The organism is Delftia lacustris, assembly GCF_040267515.1.
Lineage (GTDB): Bacteria > Pseudomonadota > Gammaproteobacteria > Burkholderiales > Burkholderiaceae_C > Comamonas > Comamonas tsuruhatensis.
In genome coordinates, this window is record NZ_CP141274.1 from 5,323,001 (window position 1) to 5,343,148 (window position 20,148).

Genomic DNA, 20,148 nt, shown 5'->3' on the forward strand with positions numbered 1-20,148 from the left:
GGCCTGACGATGGACGCCTGCCGGCCCGCCGGCGGCAATCGCAAACTTTTACAACGGCCGGCGCGCAACGTTGCTGTGCGCCCGGCGCTGTGCTGCAATGTGGGGGCGCTGGATTTCGGCGCGCCTTCAAAACCATTCCATCATGAAAAAAATCGTTGTTCTGGCAGTTGTCTCCCTGGCCTGCAGCATCGGCATGGCCGCCGGAGACAAGGCCCCCACGGCCCAGCAAAAGCTGATGGGCACCTGCAACACCGAAGCCGCCGGCAAGAAGGGCGACGAGCGCAAGGAGTTCATGAAGTCCTGCCTGTCCGACGGCAAGAAGCGCCAGCAGGAACGCATGAAGACCTGCAATGCCGACGCCACCGGCAAGAAGGGCGACGAGCGCAAGGCGTTCATGAGTGAATGCTTGAAGAAGGACTGACCCCCTGAGGCGCTGCGCGCCTTCCCCCTCTCGCTGCGCGGGGGGGACGACACCCTCGCTGCGGGGCGGCCCTTGCTCGGTGTCCCTCGCTTTGGGCCGCGCCAGATTTGGAGGCTGCGCCCTATTTCTGCAGCAAGCCTTCATTGAAGCCACCGTTTTCGGTGGCTTTGCTGTTTAGGCGGATAGTTTTCTGATTTGGCTATCAATGGGGCCGTGCACTACCGACAGCCGTTCAAACTCGCAGGGCTCAAGCGCGGGCAGCCGAGCAAGGGCTGCCCCGCAGTGAGGGCTGCGTCCCCCTCCGCGAAGCGGGAAGGGGGAAGCGGCGCAGCCGCTCAGGGGGTCATCTTCCTGGCTCTGCGTTTGCGCCACCAGATGATGACGCCGGTGATCGACAGGACGGCGACGAGCACGCCGACGAAGGACATGAGCACGCGGCCGGGGGTGCCGAGGATGCGGCCGCTGTGCAGGGGCAGCTGCAGCTGGACGAAGACGTCGGCGGCCGTGCCGTGCCAGGGGCGGTAGGTGCCCAGGACTTCGCCGTTGTCCGAGCTGACGTAGATGTTGGACAGGCCCATGCCCATGGCGCCGGTTTCGTCGTGCGGGTCGAAGAAGGAGATGTTGTAGAACGGGAAGTCCCCGCCCCACCAGATGCCGCCGGCGGGCTGGGCGAAGCCCAGGCGCTTGGCCTCGCTCTGGGCGATGGCGATGGCCTGGGCGAACGAGACCTTGGGCACGAGGAGCGTGCCCTGGGGCGCAGGCTTGAGGGTTTCGTAGGGGCCGGGCGTGGTGGTGGAGACGGTGCTCATCACCGGGTAGAAGACTTCGCGGTACAGGTTCAGCGAGAACGAGGTGAAGGCCACGATGACGATGACGGCCCAGACCCACAGGCCGCCCGCGCGGTGCAGGTCGAAATTGAGCTTGTAGGCGCCGCCGCCCCAGCGCACGCGCCATGAGGGCAGCCAGCGCCGCCACCACGATCCCATGGCCGCCGTCAGGCGCGGGGCGCTTTTCCTGAGCTTGACGGGAAAGGTCAGCAGCAGCGCGACAAAGCTGTCGGCCACCCACAGCAGGGCCAGGCTGCCCATGAACCAGTAGCCCCAGCGGTCCGTGCCCCAAAAGCGCGGGGCCAGCAGGCTTTCGTGCAGGTGGCGCAGCCAGGGCATGAGGTTGCGCTGGCTGAGCGCGAAGCTGCGCCCGTTGCGCTGGCCCGTGATGTGGCCGCTGACCGGATCGACGAAGACCGTGTCATAGCCCAGCGCAGGCGCCTGGCCCGTGGCCGGGTCGGGCCGGGGGCGCACCATGAACATGGCGGCTTCGCCCTCGACCAGGCCCAGGGTCATGTAGCTGATCTCGGCGCGCGGCTCGCTGGCCTGCACGGCGGCGGCCAGCTCCAGCGGGGTCTTCAGCGGGCCGCGTGCCGGGGTCTCCAGCATGTCGGCGTTGAGCCATTCGTCGATTTCATGGTCCCAGGACAGCACGGCCCCCGTGAGGCCGGCCATGGTGAGGAAACCGGCCAGCACCAGGCCGATCCAGCGGTGCACCACCGTCCACAACGCGCGCATGCTTCAGATCGCTCCGGCTCAGAAGTCCACCGATGCGCTCAGCGAGAAGGTGCGCGGCATGGACTGCACCAGGTAGTTGGCGCCCGGGTAGCCGCCCACGGACGACCAGTAGCCCTTGTCGAACAGGTTGTCGATGCGCGCGCGCAGGGTCAGCAGGCGGTTGTTGCCGATGTCCATGAGATAACGCGCGCCGATGTCGGTGCGCGTCCACGAGGCAACCTTCAGCGTGTTGGCGCCGTTGGCGTACTGGCTGGAGGTGTGCATCACGCGCGCATTGAGGGCCAGGCCCGAGACGCCGGGCACATCCCAGTCCACGCCCAGGTTGAGCAGGCGCTTGGGCACGCCGATGGCGTAGTTGCCGATGGTGGTGGCATCGGCGGCCTCGCGGATCTTGGCCTCGCTGAAGGTCACGCCGCCCAGCACGCGCAGGCCCTTGACGGGTTCGCCGAAGACCGTGGCCTCCAGGCCGCTGTTGCGCTGCTTGCCGTACTGGCCGAAGACCTGGTTGGCCACATAGGCCGAAGGCATGTCCGTGGTGTACAGCGCCACCGTGGCGCCCAGCTGCTGGCCCTGCCACTTGAAGCCGATTTCCTTCTGGCGCGACTTGTAGGGCGCGAACACCTGGCCGCCATTGGACACGGGCAGGTCGTTGGCCGTCTGCGGCGCCACGGCGCCCTTGGTCAGGCCTTCGATGTAGTTGGCGTAGACCGAGGTGTTCTCGCTGGTCTTGAACACCAGGCCCAGCATGGGCGTGGTGGCGGACTTCTTGTAGTGGTCGGTCTGCGCGCCCGTGTTGTAGTCGTAGCTGCTTTGCTCGATGCTCTGGCGGCGCACGCCCACGGTCAGGCGCAGGCGCTCGTCCAGCATCGTCAGCGTGTCGCCGATGGCAAAGCTGTTGAGCCGGGTTTCACCCACGCGCGTGGGATCGGCCAGGTTGCCGCCGAACAGCGTCATCGCCGGGCGCGCGCTGCTCCAGGGGTTGTAGATGTTGTTGACCACGCCAAAGCCCATGCCCCAGGCATTGCGCTCGGTGGCCGAGTAGGTGCTGGCCGTGGCCACCAGCTCATGGCCCACGCTGCCCATGGCCAGGCGCGTGCGGATGCCGACCTCGCCCGTGCCCACGCTGTCCTTGCGCTTGTTGTCGAAGCGCGTGCCCGTGGTGTCGCCGGCCGCATTGCTCACGGTCACGCCGCTCAGGGAGTTGTCTTCCTTGCCGCGGCGCAGGCCGCCGGCGGCCCAGGCCGTGGTGGTGTCGTTGATGTCCCATTCGGCGCGCAGCGTGGCGAACAGGTCGCGCTCGGTGGAGTACGACCAGTTCTGGCCGTAGTTGGTCTTGTTGTCGGGCACGGCCGGGATGAAGCTGCCCGGCGTCACGCTGGGGCGGCCGCCGTTGTAGCTGTTGCGCTGGTAGCCCACGTCGCCCGACAGGCGCACGTTGCGGCTGCGCCAGTCCAGGCCCAGGCCCAGGGCGGTGAGCGAGCGGTCTTCGCCATCCACGCCCGTGCCGCCGTCGCGGCGCACGGCGTTCAGGCGGATGCCGGTGCTCCGGTCAGGGCCGAAGCGGCGCGAGATGTCGGTGGAGACAAAGGCCTGGCCGCCCGTCTGTATGCCGGCGCCCACGCGCGTCAGCGCATCGTTGCCGGCGCGCTTGGGCAGCAGGCTGATGGTGCCGCCAATGCCACTGCCGCCCGGTGCTGCGCCATTGAGGAAGGCATTGGCGCCGCGCAGCACCTCCACACGCTCGAAGAATTCCGAGGCGATGTACTGGCGCGGCAGCAGGCCGTACAGGCCGTTGTAGGCGATGTCGTCCGAGTACACCGGGAAGCCGCGCAGCACATACAGCTCCTGGAAGTTGCCGAAGCCGCGCGCCTGGCGCACGCCCGGGTCGTTGAGCAGCACATCGCCCACGCTCTTGGACTGGGTGTCCTCGATGAGTTGCTGGGTGTAGCTGGTGGTGGAGAACGAGGAGTTCTTCCAGTCCAGCGTGCCCAGCACGCCGTTGCGCGCCCCCGTGGCCACCTGGCCGCCTGCGAAGGGCTTGGACAGGCCCTGGGCCGATGCGTCGGCGCTGGCCTCCACCGTCACGGCCTCCAGCACGGTATCACCGCCCCGGGTCTGGGCAATCAGCGCCTGATGGCTGCACAGGCAAAGAACGGCCAGGGATATGGGGCGAATGGAAGGCATGGGGATGGGATTGAGAATGATTTGCAGAACCCGTTAGCTTACCAACCACCTGGGCACGCAACTATGAGTTTTCTCAATCTGTTGCATCGAAGCAATCCTTGGGGTGATTGGTTTCAAAGGCCCTGATCGATAGTCCGTGCGCACTCACCCTGGCCTCCACCCTGCGGACTGCATCCTCCAGATGCCGTGGACGTGCCTGCCGTTCGCGGCGCCAGGATGCAGCTGGCACCCTGCCCTCGTCCGTCCGTCGCATGGCGCTGGCCCCGGCGGCGCCCGGCAGCGACAGTCCTGTCCCATACAGGCCCGCCAACCCGGGCCGCACGCCAGGACACCGCCATGCAAATGACACCGCTGATCGCCATCCACATGAGTGCCGCCCTCGGGGCCACGGCCACGGGCGCCATCGCCCTGCTGGCACGCCGCCAGGCCGCCGCCCATCCCCGCCTGCACCGCGCGGCCGGCCATGCCTTTGTCACGCTCATGGTCTGCGCGGCGGTGTCCGCCTGCTTCATCCGCGACTACCGCCTGCCCAACTGGGGCGGCTACACGCCCGTCCACCTGCTGGTGCCGCTGACCTTTGCCGGCCTGGGCCGGTCGTTCTGGCACCTGTACCACGGCAACATCGCCGGCCACCGCAAGATCATGCGCAGCGTCTACATCGGCGCCTGCGTCGTGGCGGGCCTGTTCACCCTGCTGCCCGGCCGCTACCTGGGCGACCTGCTGTGGCAGCAGCTGGGCCTGGCCTGAAGCCGCTTTCTTTCCCCCTGACGGAGAACTCCCCATGCGCACCCTTGATCCCCTCGATCCCTCTGCCCGCCACGACGACGATGCCCTGGAGCGCATGGCGCGCCGCCGCGCAGGCGCCAAGCTGGGCTGGATGATCCACGCCAGCGTCTATGTGCTGGTCAACCTCGGGCTGGCGGCGCTGTCGCTGTCCCAGGGCAGGCACTGGGCCATCTTCCCGGCCCTGGGCTGGGGCCTGGGGCTGGCCATCCACGGCGCCGTGGTCTGGCTGGCCCTGCCGGGCAACGGCTGGCACGGGCGCATGGTGGAGCGCGAGCGGCAGGCGCTGCAGTCACGCCAGGGCCGCGCCCGCTGAAACACGCCATGGGACTACCATTGCCCTCCATGCCCGACCTCGCATCCAACGCCACACGCCAGCCGGCCGCCCCTGGCCACATCGTGGAACGGACCACGCTGCTGCGCCACGGCATCGCGACGACCTCGGCCTGCGCCCTGATTGCCGCCGCATTCAGCCTGAGCAACCATGGCCGCTGGGACGTGAACCTCATCTACTCGCTGTCGATCGGCCTGACCAGCTGGCTCACCATCGAACTGGGCCGCTGGCGCCTGACGCGGGGCCAGGACATTCCCTGGCCCGGCGGCTGGCGGGGCGCCGCGCTGGTGGTGGCTGGCATCGTGACGGGGTTCGTGATCGGGTCGCTGATCGGCACGGCCTACAGGCAGTGGGCCGATCCCGACGCCAGCACGGCCCTGATGCACCGGCTGTGGATACCGCTGGCCGTCACCATCGTCGCCAGCACGGTGATGTCGCTGGCCTTCTTCCTGCTGGGCTACTCGCGCCACCTGCAGATGCAGGCCGAGCAAGCCCGCCGCCAGGCGGCCGAGGCGCGACTGACCCTGCTGCAGGCACAGCTGGAGCCGCACATGCTGTTCAACACCCTGGCCAACCTGCGCGTGCTGGTGGCCAGCGACCCGCAGCGCGCCCAGGCCATGCTGGACCATCTGATCGCCTACCTGCGCGCCACGCTGGGCGGCTCGCGCAGCACCGAGCATGCGCTGGCCGAGGAATTCGCGCGCCTGCGCGACTACCTGGCGCTGATGTCCATCCGCATGGGCCCGCGCCTGCAATACACGCTGGACCTGCCCGAGGACCTGGGCCAGGTGCCCGTGCCGCCGCTGCTGCTGCAGCCCCTGGTGGAAAACTGCATACGCCACGGACTGGAGCCCAAGCTGGAAGGCGGGCATATCGCCGTGCGCGCGCGCCGCATGGACGGCGGCCCGTTGGAGCTGACCGTGGCCGACAACGGCATGGGCCTGGACACAGGTGCGCCCGCCCTGCCCGGCAGCCGCTTCGGCACGGCCCAGCTGCGCGAGCGCCTGGCCAGCCGCTATGGCGACGCCGCGCACTTCGAACTGGCCGCCCTGCCCGAAGGCGGCACGCTCGCCAAAATAACCATTGCCAACGCCGGTTGAAATGACCCACTCCCCCCGCGCCCTGATCGCCGAAGACGAACCCCTGCTGGCCGAGGACCTGCGCCAGGCCCTGGCCCGCGCCTGGCCCGAGCTGCAGATTGCCGCCATAGTGGGCGACGGCCTGAGTGCCGCCCGGCAGGCGCTGGCGCTGCAGCCGGACGTACTGTTCTTCGACATCCGCATGCCGGGCCAGAGCGGCCTGGAGGCCGCCGCCGAACTGGCCGACGCCTGGCCCGAGGCGCAGCCGTTTCCCATCCTGGTCTTCGTGACCGCCTATGACCAGTACGCCATGGACGCCTTCGAGGCCCAGGCCGTGGACTACCTGCTCAAGCCCGTGCAGCCCGAGCGGCTGGCGCGCAGCGTGCAGCGCCTGCGCGAGCTGCTGGCCCAGCGCACGGTGGCCCCGGCTGGCGCTGCGCTGGCGCAGGCGCTGGAGCAATTGCGGCATCTGGCCGGTGCCACGGCCCCCGCCGCCACCGCTACCGAGCCTCCGCTGCAGATGATCCAGGCCGGCGTGGGCACGCAGATCCAGATGGTGCCCGTGCACGACGTCGTCTACTTCGAGGCCGCCGACAAGTACGTGCGTGTGCTCACGGCCTCGCATGAGTACCTGGTGCGCACGCCGCTCAAGGAGCTGCTGCCCCGGCTGGACGCCGAGGAATTCTGGCAGGTGCACCGTGGCACCGTGGTGCGCGCAGCCGCCATTGCCAGCGCCCAGCGCGACGAGGCCGGCCGGCTGTGGCTGCAGCTGCGCGAGCGAGCGGAAAAACTGGCCGTGAGCCGCCTCTACGCGCAGCGGTTCAAGGCGATGTAGGTGGCGATGTAGACGCCGGCTCCGGTCAGCGCAGCGGCGGCTGATCGGGCAGGTCCAGCACGTCGTCCCAGGCCACGCCCTGCATCTCGTCCCAGTGCGCGACGATCACGCAGCGCAGCCCGTGCCCGGCCACGGGCGCAGATTGCTGGCCGGCCCGGTTCAGCCCCGCCAGCGTGCGCTGCACATGGTCCATCGATCCCCGGTCCAGCGCGGCCAGCGGCTCGTCGATCAGCAGCAGCGGCACGCCGCTGGACCAGCCCGCCGCCATCCACAGCTTGCGCAGGCTGCCCGTGGACAGGGCCAGCAGGGGCTTGTGCAGATGGGGCTCCAGGCCCAGGCCGTCGGCATGGGCCTGCCATGCCGCCTCGCTCCAGGCCGGGTGCAACTGCCGCTGGTCTTGCACCCATTCCTGCGCGGGCCGGGCGCGCTCGGCATTGGACAGTTCGGCGCGCGGGTCGCGCCAGAACAATGCAGGGCGCTGCGACGGGTCCGGCTGCTGCGGATATACCAGGCGCCCGGCCTGCAAAGGCAGCTGGCCGGCCAGCATTTGCAGCAGGCTGGTCTTGCCGCAGCCCTCGCCGCCGCGCACCAGGCACAGGCCCACGGGCCAGTCGTGCGAGGCACCATCCCACAGCAGAAGACCCGGCTGCCCGAAGCGCAGGGCCTGCGCGCTCACCATCGGCGGCGCCATCGATTGCTGTGCGGTGTCCATCTGAATGTCTTTCCGGTTCTGCGATGCGGGCGATTGTGCACGCGGCACAATGCCGGGCTTTCCCTTTTCCAACCACGCACTACGCATGCGGACCCCACCATGACCCTCGACTACCTGGATTTCGACTACAGCGAAGACGACGAAGGCACGGGCTGCTGGGACGCCATGGCCAGCGTGCCCGCCGCGCGCGTGCCGGCCCTGGCGGCCGAGGTGGAGCAATTGCTGGCCTGGGCGCACCGCCGCTTCAAGGGCCGGCGCGGCCCCATCGAGGAAGGCGGCGACTGGGACTACGAGCTGCAGGCCCAGGACGACGGCGGCCAGCCGTTGGCCTGGCGCTTTGACGCAGCCACGGCGCGCCTGCAATCCGTGGCGGCCGGGGATGGCCGCACCACGGTGAACCTGTCGATCAGCGGCAGCGCGGCCTTCGGCGAAGCATTGCGCCAGGCCTTCGAGCTGCAGGACTGAACATCAGCGCGCGACAGCCTGCGGCCCCTGCGCGGACACCGGCCCCAGCGGCTCCCAGCGCCCGGCCACGTTCTTGAGCAAGGTGTTGACGGCGGCCAGCCGCCGGTTGCGCACATCGATCAGGCTGCGCCGCGCCGACAGCACCGTGGTCTGAGCGCTGAGCACATTCAGATAGGCCACCGTACCCGCGCGGTACTGGTTGTTGACGACATCCAGCGCCTTCTGCGCGGCGGCCACGGCCTCGATCTGCACCTGCTGCTCGCGCGCCAGGGCGGATGCGGTGACCAGGTTGTCCTCCACCTCCTGCAACGCCGTCAGCACGGTCTGGCGGTAGGTGGCGGCGGCCAGGTCCAGCGAGGCACGCGCCGACTCCACGGCCGCCGTGCGCGCGCCGCCGTCGAACAGCGCCAGCGCCAGCGACGGGCCCAGCGACCAAAACAGGTTGGGCGCACTCACCAGGTTGGACAGCGATGCACCCCGGTAGCCGGCCGTGGCCGACAGCGTGAGCGCCGGGAAGAAGGCCGCGCGCGCCACGCCCACCTGGGCGTTGGCGGCGGCCACGCGGCGCTCGGCCGCAGCAATGTCGGGGCGCTGCTCCAGCAGTTGGGACGAGAGCATGGCCGGCACCTCGGGCGGCAGCGGCAGCTCGGCGCCGGCCTCCAGGCTGAAGGCGGCCGGAGGCAGGCCCAGCAGCGCGGCCAGGGCGTGCTCCAGCTGGGCGCGGCTGGTCTGCGCCTCGATGAGCTGGGCCTGGGTGCTTTTGTACTGCGCCTCGGCCTGGGCCACGTCGGCCGACGAGGCCACGCCCGCGCGGTAGCGGTTGTTGGTGAGCTTCAGGCTCTGCTCGTAGCTCTGCAGTGTTTCCTGCAGCAGCCGCACGCTGGCATCGGCCGCGCGCAGCGAGAAATAGGTCTGCGTGATCGATGCCTGGGCCGACAGGCGCGCGGCGGCCAGGTCGTCGCTGCTGGCCTGGGCGCTGGCCTGGCTGGCGCTGACCGTGCCCGACACGCGGCCCCACAGGTCCAGTTCCCAGCTGGCGTTCAGGCCCAGCGAGTAGTTGGTCGAGATGTTGCCGCTACTGCCGGTGTTGCCGCCCGTGCCTGATGCACCCGATGCACCGGAGGCCCCGCCGCTGCGCGAGCGCGTGGCGCCGGCCGTGCTGCCCAGCGTGGGGAACAGCCCGGCCTGGCTGCTGGCCACGGCCGCCTGCGCGGCACGCAGGCGCGCGGCGGCCTGGGCAATGCTCTGGTTGCCGGTGGCGGCCTGCTGCTGCAGGCGGTTGAGCTGCTCGTCGCCGAACAGCTCCCACCAGTTGTCGGGCACTTGCGCGCGCGACGGGTCCGCGGGCCGCCAGATGCCGGCCTCGGCCGCCTCGGGCGTGGCTTCCTTGAACTGGGCCGGCACCTCGAGTGCGGGGCGCTGGTAGGCGCTCTGCGTGGAGCAGCCGGCCAGCAGCGCGGCGGCCAGCCAGATCGCCGGGGTTTGGAGTGTCTTCAGCTGCATGGCCTTGGGCTTTCGGATTCGGTTCACTGGGGTGATGCGGCGGGCACAGGGGTGCCGCGGTCCTTGCCCTGCACGCGGCCACGCAGGCCCATGACACGCTGGCGCAGCCTGTCCAGCAGCACATAGACCACGGGCGTGGTGTAGAGCGTGAGCAGCTGGCTCAGCATCAGGCCGCCCACGATGGCAATGCCCAGCGGCTGGCGCAGCTCGGCGCCGTCGCCCCGGCCCAGGGCCAGCGGCAGTGCGCCGCAGATGGCCACCAGGCTGGTCATGAGGATGGGGCGCAGCCGCAGCTCGCAGGCGCGGTAGATGGCCTGGGCGGCCGTCGCATGGCCGCCGCGCTGCCGCTCCAGCGCGAAGTCGATCATCATGATCGCGTTCTTCTTGACGATGCCGATCAGCAAAATCACCCCGATCAGCGCGATCAGCGAGAACTCCGTCTTGAACAGCATCAGCGCCATCAGCGCACCCACGCCGGCCGAAGGCAGCGTGGACAGGATGGTCAGCGGGTGCACCAGGCTCTCATAGAGCACGCCCAGCACCAGGTAGATGGTGATGATGGCCGCCAGGATCAGCAGCGGCTGCCCCGACAGCGCCTGCTGGAAGGCCCCTGCCGTGCCGCTGAAGCTGCCGCGCACCGACACGGGCACACCCAGCTCGGCCACGGCCGCGCGGATGGCGTCGCTGGCATCCGACAGCGCCACGCCTTCGGCCAGGCTGAAGCTGATGGTGCTGGCCGGCGTGCCCCGGTCGTGGTTCACGGACAGCGGCGTGTTGGTGGTGGTGATGCGCGCAAACGAGGTCAGCGGCACCTGCTCGCCCTGGTTGTTCACGAAGAAGAAGCCGCGCAGCGTCTCGGGGCTTTGCAGGTAGCGCGGCGCGGCCTCCATCACCACGCGGTACTGGTTGAGCGGGTTGTAGATCACGCCCACCTGGCGCTGGCCAAAGGCGTTGTTGAGCGTGCCGTCGATCTGCGCCACCGTCAGCCCCAGGCGCGTGGCCGCGTCGCGGTCGATCACCAGCGAGGTCTGCAGGCCGAAGTCGGAGACATCGCTGTTGACGTCCGTGAGCTGGGGCAGCTGCGACAGCACCTGGCGGATGCGCGGCTCCCAGGTGCGCAGGTCCTGGATGTCGTCGGCCTGCAGCGTGTAGTCGTACGAGCCCGAGCTTTGCCGCCCGCCGATGCGGATATCGCTTTGCGTGACCATGAACAGCCTCGCGCCGGGCTCGTTCTTGAGCTTGTCGCGCAGGCGGTTGATCACCTCGTCGGACGATACCTTGCGCTCGGCCAGCGGCTTGAGCGACATGAACATGTTGGCCGCATTGCGCTGGCCCCCGCCCGTGAAGCCCGTCACGTACTCCACGGCCGGGTCTTCCTGCACGATGGACAGGAAGCGCTTGAGCCGCTGCTCCATGGCCTGGTAGGAGGTGGACTGGTCGGCCCGGATGAAGCCCATCACGCGGCCCGTGTCCTGGCTGGGCATGAAGCCCTTGTCGATGGCCATGTACAGGTGCACGTTCAGCGCCACCACGCCGGCCAGCACCAGCAGCACCAGCGGCTGGTGGCGCAGGCACCAGGCCAGGCTTGCGCGGTAGCCGGACATGGCACGCCGCTCGGCACGGCCCACCCAGGCGCCGAAACGGTCCCAGGCGCGGCCCATTGGCCCGCGCGGACGCGCCTGTGCAGCAGGCCGCTGCGGCCGCAGCAGCGCCGCGCACATCATGGGCGTGGTGGTCAGCGACACCACCATCGAGATCAGAATCGCCGCCGACATCACCACCGCGAACTCGCGGAAGAACCGCCCCACGATGCCGCCCATGAACAGGATGGGCACGAACACCGCGATCAGCGACAGGCTCATGGACACCACGGTGAACCCGATCTCGCGCGCCCCGTCCAGCGCCGCGCGCAGCGCGGTCTTGCCGCGCTCCATGTGGCGCATCACGTTCTCCAGCACCACGATGGCATCGTCCACCACAAAGCCCGTGGCCACGGTCAGCGCCATCAGCGACAGGTTGTCCAGCGTATAGCCAGCCAGGTACATCACGCCGAACGTGCCCGCCAGCGACACCGGCACGGCCACGGCCGGAATCAGCGTGGCCCGGCCATTGCGCAGGAACAGGAACACCACCAGGATCACCAGCGCCACCGCGATCAACAGCGCCCGTTCCACCTCCACCACCGAGGCGCGCAGCGTGGGCGTGCGGTCGGACACGATGGTCAGATCGATCGCCTCGGGGATGGACGCCTTGAGCTGCGGCAGCAAAGAGCGCACGCGCGCCACGGCCTCCAGAATGTTGGCGTCCGGCTGCTTGAAAATCTGCAGCAGGATGGCGGGCTTGCCATTGGCCACGCCGTAGTTGCGCACGTCCTGCACCGAATCCGTGACATCGGCCACGTCCTGCAGCCGGATCGCATTGCCATTGCTCCAGCGCAGCACCAGCGGCGCATAGTCGGCCGCCACGCGCGCCTGGTCATTGGCGGTCACCTGCCAGTAGTGGTCCTCGCGCTCCACCGCGCCCAGCGGGCGGTTGGCATTCGTGGCCGAAATGGCGGTACGCACCTGGTCCAGCGACACGCCATTGGCCGCCAGCTTCACCGGGTCCAGCTCCACGCGCACGGCCGGCAGCGCCCCGCCGCTGATGGACGCCTGGCCCACGCCCTCCACCTGCGAGAGCTTCTGCGCCAGCACGGTGGACGCCGCGTCATACATCTGCCCGCGCGTCAGCGCGCTGGACGTCAGCGCCAGGATCATGATCGGCGCATCAGCCGGATTCACCTTGCGATACGTAGGATTGCCCGGCATGCCCGAAGGCAGCAGCGTGCGCGCCGCATTGATGGCAGCCTGCACATCGCGCGCCGCGCTGTCCACCGTGCGCGACAGATCGAACTGCAGCGTGATGCGCGTACTGCCCAGGCTGGAGCTGGACGTGATCTCATTGACCCCCGCAATCGCCCCCAGCGCCCGCTCCAGCGGCGTCGCCACCGTCGCCGCCATCGTGTCGGGGCTTGCACCGGGCAGGCTGGCCGACACCGAAATCGTCGGATAGTCCACCTGCGGCAGCGGCGCCACCGGCAGCAGGAAATACGACACTGCCCCCGCCAGCGCCAGGCCGATGGTCATCAGCATGGTGGCAATGGGCCGGAAGATGAACGGCGCCGAGAGATTGGAAAGCTGGCTCATGACCCAGCCCCAAAAACCCCAGGCCGAGCGAAGCGATGGCCCGTCCCCCGGCCTTCCCCCCTCTGCCCACGCCTGCGTTGGGGGCGATGCGGGGTGGCAAGCCTGCCGAAGGACAGGCTTGCTTCGTCATCTGACTTGCCGCAGTTGTCTGAGCGGCGCGCGAAGCGCAAAGCGAGTTCTGCGGCACACCCCGCATCGTGCCCAACGCAGGTTGCCCGCAGCGAAGCGAAGGGTCGTGGGCAGTGGGGGCGCATTTCTTTGCCTACTTTCTTGCTGCGAGGCAAGAAAGTAGGTCGGCCGCCGGGCCGAACCCCGGCCAGCGGCGCCAGCCAAGACAAGAGCGCAAGCTCAGGCATGAACGCTCTCCCGAGAAGAACGATCCCGCCACCTCTGCGCCCACCCCTCAAACGTCAAATAAATCACAGGCGTAGTGAACAGAGTCAACAACTGACTCACCAGCAAGCCCCCCACCAACGTCACCCCCAACGGATGCCGCAACTCACTGCCCACCCCCGTCCCCAGCATCAACGGCAAGGCCCCCAGCAAAGCCGCCAAGGTCGTCATCAGGATAGGCCGGAACCGCAGCAGGCAGGCCTGGTAGATGGCCTCGCGCGGCGTGTGCCCCTCCTCGCGCTGCGCCTCCAGCGCGAAGTCGATCATCATGATCGCGTTCTTCTTGACGATGCCGATCAGCAGCACGATGCCGATGATGGCGATGATGTCCAGGTCCAGCCCCGCCAGCAGCAGGGCCAGCAGCGCGCCCACGCCGGCCGAGGGCAGCGTGGACAGGATGGTCACCGGGTGGATGGTGCTCTCATAGAGCACGCCCAGCACGATGTACATGGTGATCACCGCCGCCAGCACCAGCAGCAGCGTGTTGGACAGCGAAGCCTGGAAGGCCAGGGCCGCGCCCTGGAAGGCAGCGTCCACCGACAGCGGCATATGGCCCTCGGTGCGCAGCTGGGCCATCAGGTCCTGCACGGCCTTGACGGCATGGCCCAGCGACACGCCGGGCGCGGTGTTGAACGAGATGGTGGCGGCGGGCAGCTGGCCCACATGGTTCACGGCCAGGGCCATGGGCCGCTCGCTGACCGTGGCCACCGAGGACAGCGGCACGGGCGCGCCCGCGCTGGAGGCCACGTAGATGGACTGCAGCGCCTCGGGCCCGACCTTGAACTGCGGCGCCACCTCCAGCACCACGCGGTACTGGTTGGACTGCGTGAAGATGGTGGAGATCAGCCGCTGGCCGAAGGCGTTGTACAGCGCCGTGTCGATGGCCGAGACCGTCACGCCCAGCCGGCTGGCCTGGGCCCGGTCGATCTGCACGAAGGCCTGCAGGCCCTGGTCCTGCAGGTCGCTGCCCACGTCCACCAGCTCGGGCAGGTCGTGCATGCGCTCGACCAGGGCCTGGGTGCTCTTGGCCAGCTGCGCCATGTCGGGCGAGGACATCAGCAGCTGGTACTGGGTGCGCGCCACGCGGTCCTCGATGGTCAGGTCCTGCACGGGCTGGGCGTACAGGCGTATGCCCGGGATCTGCAGCGCATCGTCGGACAGGCGGCGCAGCACGGCGGGCACGCCATCGCGCTGGCCATGGGGCTTGAGGTCGATCAGCAGCCGGCCCGTGTTCAGCGTGGTGTTGCTGCCATCGACGCCGATGAAGGACGAGATGCTCTGCACGGCCGGGTCCTTGAGCAGCAGCTCGGCCAGGGCCTGCTGGCGCTCGGCCATGGCGGCAAACGAGATGGACTGGTCGGCCTCGGTCGTGGCCTGGATGGTGCCCGTGTCCTGGTCCGGGAAGAAGCCCTTGGGCACGGCAAAGTACAGCAGCACGGTCACGGCCAGCGTGGCCAGGAAGACGATCCATGTCAGGCCCCGGCGGTCCAGCACCCAGGTGAGGATGCGGCCGTAGCCGGCGATGGTGCGGTCGAAGAAGCGGCCCGTGGCGTGGTACAGGCGGCCATGCTTTTCCTCCTCGGCCCCTTCGGGCTGGTGGCGCAGCAGCCGCGCGCACAGCATGGGCGTGAGCGTCAGCGAGACCACGGCCGAGATCAGGATGGCCACCGCCATGGTGATGGCGAACTCGTGGAACAGCCGCCCCACCACGTCGCCCATGAACAGCAGCGGGATCAGCACGGCGATCAGCGAAATCGTCAGCGAGATGATGGTGAAGCCGATCTGCCTGGCGCCCTTGAGCGCGGCCTGCATGGGCGGCTCGCCCTTTTCCACGAAGCGCGCGATGTTCTCGATCATCACGATGGCATCGTCCACCACGAAGCCGGTGGAGATCGTCAGCGCCATCAGCGTGAGGTTGTTGATGGAAAAACCGGCCAGGTACATCACGCCGAAGGTGCCGATCAGCGACAGCGGCACGGCAAAGCTCGGTATCAGCGTGGCCGAGGCGCTGCGCAGGAAGACGAAGATCACCGCCACCACCAGGGCGATGGCCAGCATCAGCTCCAGCTGCATGTCGTTGACCGAGGCGCGGATGGTCACCGTGCGGTCGGTCAGCACCTGCACGTCCAGCGAGGCCGGCAGTGTCTCCTTGAGCTGGGGCAGCAGCGCCTTGATGCGATCCACCGTCTCGATCACGTTGGCGCCGGGCTGGCGCCGGATGTTGAGGATCACGCCCGCGCGCGAGCCACCCTCGGGCGTGCCGGCCCAGGCGGCCAGGCGCGTGTTCTCGGCATCGTCCACGGTCTGGGCGATGTCGGACAGGCGCACGGGCAGGCCGTTCTTGAAGGCGATGATGAGGTTGCGGTACTCGGCCGCCGACTGCAGCTGGTCGTTGGCATCGATGGTGGAGGCGCGCGCCGGGCCGTCGAAGCCGCCCTTGGCCTGCTTGACGTTGGCGGCGGCGATGGCGGTGCGCACATCGTCCAGCGTCATGCCCAGGCCGGCCAGCGCCGTCGGGTTGGCCTGGATGCGCACGGCGGGCCGGCGCCCGCCGGCAATCGCCACCAGGCCCACGCCGTTGACCTGCGAGAGCTTGGGCGCCAGGCGGTTTTCCACCAGGTCGTTGACGCGGATCACCGGCAGCGAGGGCGAGGTGATGGCCAGCGTGAGGATGGGCGCATCCGCCGGATTGACCTTGCTGTACAGCGGGGGCATGGGCAGGTCGCTGGGCAGCAGGTTGGCACCCGCGTTGATGGCGGCCTGCACCTGCTGCTCGGCCACGTCCATGGCCATGTCCAGCGCAAAGCGCAGCGTGATCACCGAGGCGCCGCCCGAACTGGTGGACGACATCTGCGACAACCCCGGCATCTGGCCGAGCTGGCGCTCCAGCGGCGCGGTGACGTTGGAGGTCATCACGTCGGGGCTGGCACCGGGGTACAGCGTGGTGACCTGGATGGTGGGGTAGTCCACCTCGGGCAGGGCCGAGATCGGCAGCAGCCGGTAGGCCAGCAGGCCGGCGATCAGCACCGCCACCATCAGCAGCGAGGTGGCGACGGGTCGCAGGATGAAGATGCGGGAAAGATTCATGGGGCCGCCTGGAAGGGCTTGCGGTCTTCAGGTGCCGGGCGCTGCTCAGCGCCCGGCAGGAGCGGGAGCCGCTGGAGCCGCCGGAGCGGCAGACGCCGGGCCGGGCGATGGCTGGGGCGAGCCCGGTGACGGCGCAGGTGCCTGGGATGCCGGCGCGGAACCTTCGGCGGCCGGTGCGCCGCTGCCGGCGCCATTGCTGCCGCCACTGTTGCCACCGCCATTGCCGCCATTGCGCTGCCCACCGCGCTCGGCGCGCAGCTTCTGCAGGTAGGCCTTGCGCTCGTCGGGGTTCATGGTCGCCAGCTTGGCGCGCACATCGGGCGGCAGATTGCGCATGCCGCGCGGCTGGCTGGAGGCGTCCTGCACGGCCTGGTCCACCTTCTGCACCTTGTCGGGCTCGATCACCGTGACCTTGGCGCCTTCGCGCAGGCGGTCAATGCCATCGACCACCACCTGCTCGCCAGGCTTGAGTTCGCCCTTCACGCTCACCCGGTCGCCATCGGTCACGCCCACGGTGATGCGCCGCTGCGTCACCGTGCCATCCTCCTGGACCAGATAGACGTAGTTGTTCTGCACGGCCGTGGTCGGCACGGTCAGCGCCTGCTCCAGCCGGTCCACTTCCAGCCTGACGTTGACGAACTGGTTGGCGAACAGCCGGCCCTCGGCATTGTCGAAGGCGGCCTTGGCCTTGATGGTGCCGGTGGCGATGTCGATGCTGTTGTCCACCGCATTCAGCCGGCCGCGCCCCAGCTGCTGCTTGAGGTCCCGGTCCCACAGCTCCACGGGCAGCTCGCGCCCCTCGGCCAGGCGCCGCGCCAGCGTGCCCACATGCGCCTCGGGCACGGAGAACACCGCATCGATGGGCTTGACCTGCGTGATGGTGACGATGCCGTTGGCATCCGAAGGGTTGACCACATTGCCCCGGTCGGCCTGGCGCAGGCCCAGCCGGCCCGCAATGGGCGCCGTGATGCGCGTGTAGCTCAGTTGCAGCCTGGCCGCATCGGCCTGGGCCTGGTCGGCGGCCACCGTGCCCTGGTACTGGCGCACCAGCGCAGCCTGGGTATCGACCTGCTGGCCGGCAATGGAATCCTGGGCCTGCAGCTCCTTGTAGCGCTGCAGGTCCAGCTGGGCGTTCTTGAGCAGCGCCTGGTCGCGCTGCAGCGTGCCCTGGATCTGGTTGAAGCTGGCCTGGAAGCTGCGCGGATCAATCTCGGCCAGCAACTGGCCGGCCTTGACCTCGTCGCCTTCCTTGAAATGCAGGCGCAGCAACTCGCCCGACACCTTGGCGCGCACCACGGCCGTGGCGCGAGGGTTCATGGTGCCGATGGCGCTGATCAGCACGCGCATGTCGCGCCGCTCCACCACGCCCACGGACACCGGCTGCGCCTGGGCACCCATGGCGCCGGGGCCGCCAGGTCCACCCGGGCCGCCGGGGCCGCGCCGGCCGCCTCCCGCACGCCCGCCCCCCGGGCCGGGCGCACCGGCCGAGGCCTGCTCGCCCTGGGCCGGCGTCCGCTTGCTCCACCACCACAGCCCGCCCCCCGCCACCAGGGCCAATGCCACCACGCCCCACATCAGGGCAGGCCGTACCCGGCCACGCTGGCGTGCGCCGTGGGCATCTGCAACAAGGGGGCTGCTGGACAGGCGTTTCATGGTCACTGCGGGAAATCGTGGGAGGAAGCCGTGGGCCCGGCCCCGGAACGGGGCACGGCGGCGGATGCGGCTATGGTAGCCAGTCCCATGCTCTCCAAAACGAGGCAGATCGCCGTTTTACGCAGGCATTACCCCCGCTTTACCCCGGCTTTACCCGCCCTGGCCAGAGCGTTTTCGGAAACAGGTCGGCCACCCGTCGGCAGGGCCTCAGACAGGGCACGGCGCTCACAACACTGTTGACCCAGGCACGGCCAATGCAGAGCGCATCAGCCCGAAAGCCCATTGAAAACAAGGCATTGCACCCCAGCCCGGCGCAGGTCGCGCCTGTCACCCCGTTGGACTGCACCCCGCGCTTGTGGCTACCATGCGCGGCCGCCGGCCTGCAGGCGCAGGCCGCCATCCATCCGTCCCAGGAGAACACCATGACGACTGCCAACCCACGCCTGACCGACCACCCCGAAGAAGCCGCCGTGCGCGTGCCGCTGGAGCTGTACATGCGCGGCCATGCCGAGGACAACAGCGCCCACATGCGCGCCGCCTTCATGCCCACCGCCCGCATCGAAAGCGTGCGCGAAGGCCCGCTGACCTCCTGGGACATCGACACCTACTGCGCCCGCTTCAAGGGCCAGCCCGCCGCCGACGAGGCCACGCGCCGCCGCAGCATCGACGCCATCGACATCGGCGGCACGGCGGCCAGCGCCAAGATCACCCTGGTGCACGGCGCCATCACCTTCATCGACTACTTCGTGCTGCTCAAGACCGAGGCCGGCTGGAAGATTGCCAACAAGGCCTTCCATGCCCAGCCGCACTGACATCACCAGGGCTTGACATGAGCCAGCAGGCCGTAGGTCAGCGCACCAGCCAAGGTCGGCATGGCAATGCCTCCACGCACCAGGCGTGCGAGGCAGATGGCCAGCAAAGCCACGGAGATCACGGCCACCCGCCCCCAGCGGACATCGCTGACCACCAGCCCCCAGGTTGACACCACGAACAGGGCAGCGATGGCGGCGGGCCCGACACCCGCCAGCCACCTCTGCACCTGCGGGGACGCCCGTGCAGAGTGCCCTCTGCGGCGTGCCTGCCACAACGGCAACCAGCGCAGGCCAAAGGTGCCGGCACCGCACAACAGCAAGATCCAGAATGTGTACGACATGGTGATCAGCCCCTATCGGCCGTGGCCGCATGCGCCAGCGCACCGCACAGGATCGCCAGCGCCAGTGCGTGGTAGCCCGGAATGAAGCAAACCAGCACCGCAGCGACCACGGCGGCCGTGAGCACCGCACGCCACCAGCGCAGCACCCCCGCCTCCAGCAGCAGCGCAAAGAACAATGCCGGCAGAACAAAGGCCAGCGCCTCGCGGACGGCTGCCGGCCACCGATCCACCTCGCCCACCAGCGTCACCCCCATCACCGTGCCGCCCACCCAGGCCGCGTAGGCGCCAAGTTGCAGGCCCAGAAGCCAGTGCTCGCGCTCGGCCTCTGGCACGCCCTGCATCTTGCTCATGGCGGTGGCAAGCACCTCGTCGGTCAGGCCAAAGGCCAACCAGGGCGTGGCCAGGCGCTGCCGCGGCCCCAGCACCACCTGCAGGGCCGGGCCATACAGCACATGCCGCGCATTCATCAACAGCACCGTGGGCAAAGCGGTCCACAGCCCGGCTCCCGAAGCCAGCAACGAAATCAGCAGGAACTGGCTGGCTCCGGCATAGACCAGCACGGAAGCCAGCACCGCAATGGATGGAGCAAGACCCGCCTGAACGGCCGCCACGCCAAAGGAAAAAGCAATCGGCAGATAGCCTGTTGCCACGGAGAGGCTGGCGGTCAGGCCGGCAGCCAGCGGACGAGCGCCGCTCACGCCGCGCCTCCGAACCCTTTCGCCACAGGATTGCCGACAATCGTGCCGGGCAAGCCGGCCTCATTCCCAGCCAAACACATGATCGCCTCCCTCTATGA

The 20,148-nt window shown here is 69.1% G+C and carries 16 protein-coding genes; 7 read left to right on the plus strand and 9 right to left on the minus strand.

The window, feature by feature from the left end:
- The first annotated feature begins 142 nt into the window (after window positions 1-142).
- Window positions 143-421 carry a PsiF family protein gene (locus tag U6958_RS25815; RefSeq protein WP_016454694.1) on the plus strand — a complete coding sequence of 93 codons (279 nt, stop codon included), beginning with the start codon at window positions 143-145 and terminating at the stop codon, window positions 419-421.
- Between the two features lie 335 nt (window positions 422-756).
- Here U6958_RS25815 and U6958_RS25820 read toward each other — a convergent pair whose 3' ends face one another.
- The gene (locus tag U6958_RS25820) at window positions 757-1,986 is read right to left on the minus strand and encodes a PepSY domain-containing protein (protein ID WP_061288303.1); all 1,230 of its coding nucleotides are present in this window, start codon (window positions 1,984-1,986) and stop codon (window positions 757-759) included.
- Between the two features lie 18 nt (window positions 1,987-2,004).
- Complete coding sequence (locus tag U6958_RS25825) at window positions 2,005-4,170, minus strand: TonB-dependent siderophore receptor (protein ID WP_074921575.1); 2,166 nt, start codon at window positions 4,168-4,170, stop codon at window positions 2,005-2,007.
- Between the two features lie 336 nt (window positions 4,171-4,506).
- On the opposite strand from U6958_RS25825, the gene U6958_RS25830 reads away from it, so the two are divergent.
- The 4 genes from U6958_RS25830 to U6958_RS25845 are packed head-to-tail and all read left to right on the plus strand — an operon-like array spanning window position 4,507 to window position 7,201.
- Entirely contained in the window at window positions 4,507-4,917 is a 411-nt protein-coding gene (locus U6958_RS25830; RefSeq protein WP_016454691.1) for a DUF2306 domain-containing protein, read from the plus strand.
- A 34-nt stretch (window positions 4,918-4,951) separates the two neighbouring features.
- Complete coding sequence (locus tag U6958_RS25835; RefSeq protein ID WP_074921576.1) at window positions 4,952-5,269, plus strand: 2TM domain-containing protein; 318 nt, start codon at window positions 4,952-4,954, stop codon at window positions 5,267-5,269.
- A gap of 29 nt (window positions 5,270-5,298) precedes the next feature.
- On the plus strand, window positions 5,299-6,387 hold the full coding sequence (locus U6958_RS25840) for a sensor histidine kinase (protein WP_047219334.1): 1,089 nt from the start codon (window positions 5,299-5,301) through the stop codon (window positions 6,385-6,387).
- A gap of 1 nt (window position 6,388) precedes the next feature.
- The gene (locus U6958_RS25845) at window positions 6,389-7,201 is read left to right on the plus strand and encodes a LytTR family DNA-binding domain-containing protein (protein ID WP_074921577.1); all 813 of its coding nucleotides are present in this window, start codon (window positions 6,389-6,391) and stop codon (window positions 7,199-7,201) included.
- A gap of 25 nt (window positions 7,202-7,226) precedes the next feature.
- Here U6958_RS25845 and U6958_RS25850 read toward each other — a convergent pair whose 3' ends face one another.
- A complete protein-coding gene (locus U6958_RS25850; RefSeq protein ID WP_074921578.1) occupies window positions 7,227-8,000 on the minus strand; it encodes an ATP-binding cassette domain-containing protein in 774 nt (257 codons plus the stop codon).
- Window positions 8,001-8,012: 12 nt separating this feature from the next.
- On the opposite strand from U6958_RS25850, the gene U6958_RS25855 reads away from it, so the two are divergent.
- Window positions 8,013-8,378, plus strand: coding sequence for a hypothetical protein (locus U6958_RS25855; protein WP_047219332.1), 366 nt, complete (start codon window positions 8,013-8,015; stop codon window positions 8,376-8,378).
- A gap of 3 nt (window positions 8,379-8,381) precedes the next feature.
- Here the strand turns inward: U6958_RS25855 and U6958_RS25860 are convergent, their stop codons facing one another.
- The 4 genes from U6958_RS25860 to U6958_RS25875 form a co-directional block, all read right to left on the minus strand.
- Complete coding sequence (locus tag U6958_RS25860) at window positions 8,382-9,881, minus strand: efflux transporter outer membrane subunit (RefSeq protein ID WP_074921579.1); 1,500 nt, start codon at window positions 9,879-9,881, stop codon at window positions 8,382-8,384.
- Between the two features lie 23 nt (window positions 9,882-9,904).
- Window positions 9,905-13,066: a multidrug efflux RND transporter permease subunit gene (locus U6958_RS25865; protein ID WP_074921580.1), complete on the minus strand. Its 3,162-nt coding sequence runs from the start codon at window positions 13,064-13,066 to the stop codon at window positions 9,905-9,907.
- Window positions 13,067-13,414: 348 nt separating this feature from the next.
- On the minus strand, window positions 13,415-16,546 hold the full coding sequence (locus U6958_RS25870) for an MdtB/MuxB family multidrug efflux RND transporter permease subunit (RefSeq protein ID WP_047471886.1): 3,132 nt from the start codon (window positions 16,544-16,546) through the stop codon (window positions 13,415-13,417).
- A gap of 45 nt (window positions 16,547-16,591) precedes the next feature.
- Complete coding sequence (locus tag U6958_RS25875; protein WP_074921581.1) at window positions 16,592-18,199, minus strand: efflux RND transporter periplasmic adaptor subunit; 1,608 nt, start codon at window positions 18,197-18,199, stop codon at window positions 16,592-16,594.
- 422 nt (window positions 18,200-18,621) lie between these two features.
- On the opposite strand from U6958_RS25875, the gene U6958_RS25880 reads away from it, so the two are divergent.
- Window positions 18,622-19,011: a nuclear transport factor 2 family protein gene (locus tag U6958_RS25880; RefSeq protein WP_013803605.1), complete on the plus strand. Its 390-nt coding sequence runs from the start codon at window positions 18,622-18,624 to the stop codon at window positions 19,009-19,011.
- Between the two features lie 2 nt (window positions 19,012-19,013).
- Here U6958_RS25880 and U6958_RS25885 read toward each other — a convergent pair whose 3' ends face one another.
- Both U6958_RS25885 and U6958_RS25890 read right to left on the minus strand, forming a co-directional pair.
- Window positions 19,014-19,352, minus strand: a complete 339-nt coding sequence (locus tag U6958_RS25885; protein WP_016448917.1) for an AzlD domain-containing protein — start codon at window positions 19,350-19,352, stop codon at window positions 19,014-19,016.
- 5 nt (window positions 19,353-19,357) lie between these two features.
- Window positions 19,358-20,050 carry an AzlC family ABC transporter permease gene (locus U6958_RS25890; RefSeq protein WP_074921582.1) on the minus strand — a complete coding sequence of 231 codons (693 nt, stop codon included), beginning with the start codon at window positions 20,048-20,050 and terminating at the stop codon, window positions 19,358-19,360.
- Between the last annotated feature and the right edge of the window lie 98 nt (window positions 20,051-20,148).

Bases quoted from the DNA above. Each gene is read 5' to 3' on its own strand.
- U6958_RS25815 (WP_016454694.1), top strand. From the start codon at position 143: ATGAAAAAAATCGTTGTTCTGGCAGTTGTCTCCCTGGCCTGCAGCATC.
- U6958_RS25845 (WP_074921577.1), top strand. From the start codon at position 6,389: ATGACCCACTCCCCCCGCGCCCTGATCGCCGAAGACGAACCCCTGCTG.
- U6958_RS25825 (WP_074921575.1), bottom strand. From the start codon at position 4,170: ATGCCTTCCATTCGCCCCATATCCCTGGCCGTTCTTTGCCTGTGCAGC.
- U6958_RS25855 (WP_047219332.1), top strand. From the start codon at position 8,013: ATGACCCTCGACTACCTGGATTTCGACTACAGCGAAGACGACGAAGGC.
- U6958_RS25850 (WP_074921578.1), bottom strand. From the start codon at position 8,000: ATGCGTAGTGCGTGGTTGGAAAAGGGAAAGCCCGGCATTGTGCCGCGT.
- U6958_RS25880 (WP_013803605.1), top strand. From the start codon at position 18,622: ATGACGACTGCCAACCCACGCCTGACCGACCACCCCGAAGAAGCCGCC.
- U6958_RS25840 (WP_047219334.1), top strand. From the start codon at position 5,299: ATGCCCGACCTCGCATCCAACGCCACACGCCAGCCGGCCGCCCCTGGC.
- U6958_RS25875 (WP_074921581.1), bottom strand. From the start codon at position 18,199: ATGAAACGCCTGTCCAGCAGCCCCCTTGTTGCAGATGCCCACGGCGCA.
- U6958_RS25835 (WP_074921576.1), top strand. From the start codon at position 4,952: ATGCGCACCCTTGATCCCCTCGATCCCTCTGCCCGCCACGACGACGAT.
- U6958_RS25870 (WP_047471886.1), bottom strand. From the start codon at position 16,546: ATGAATCTTTCCCGCATCTTCATCCTGCGACCCGTCGCCACCTCGCTG.
- U6958_RS25820 (WP_061288303.1), bottom strand. From the start codon at position 1,986: ATGCGCGCGTTGTGGACGGTGGTGCACCGCTGGATCGGCCTGGTGCTG.
- U6958_RS25830 (WP_016454691.1), top strand. From the start codon at position 4,507: ATGCAAATGACACCGCTGATCGCCATCCACATGAGTGCCGCCCTCGGG.
- U6958_RS25885 (WP_016448917.1), bottom strand. From the start codon at position 19,352: ATGTCGTACACATTCTGGATCTTGCTGTTGTGCGGTGCCGGCACCTTT.
- U6958_RS25860 (WP_074921579.1), bottom strand. From the start codon at position 9,881: ATGCAGCTGAAGACACTCCAAACCCCGGCGATCTGGCTGGCCGCCGCG.
- U6958_RS25865 (WP_074921580.1), bottom strand. From the start codon at position 13,066: ATGAGCCAGCTTTCCAATCTCTCGGCGCCGTTCATCTTCCGGCCCATT.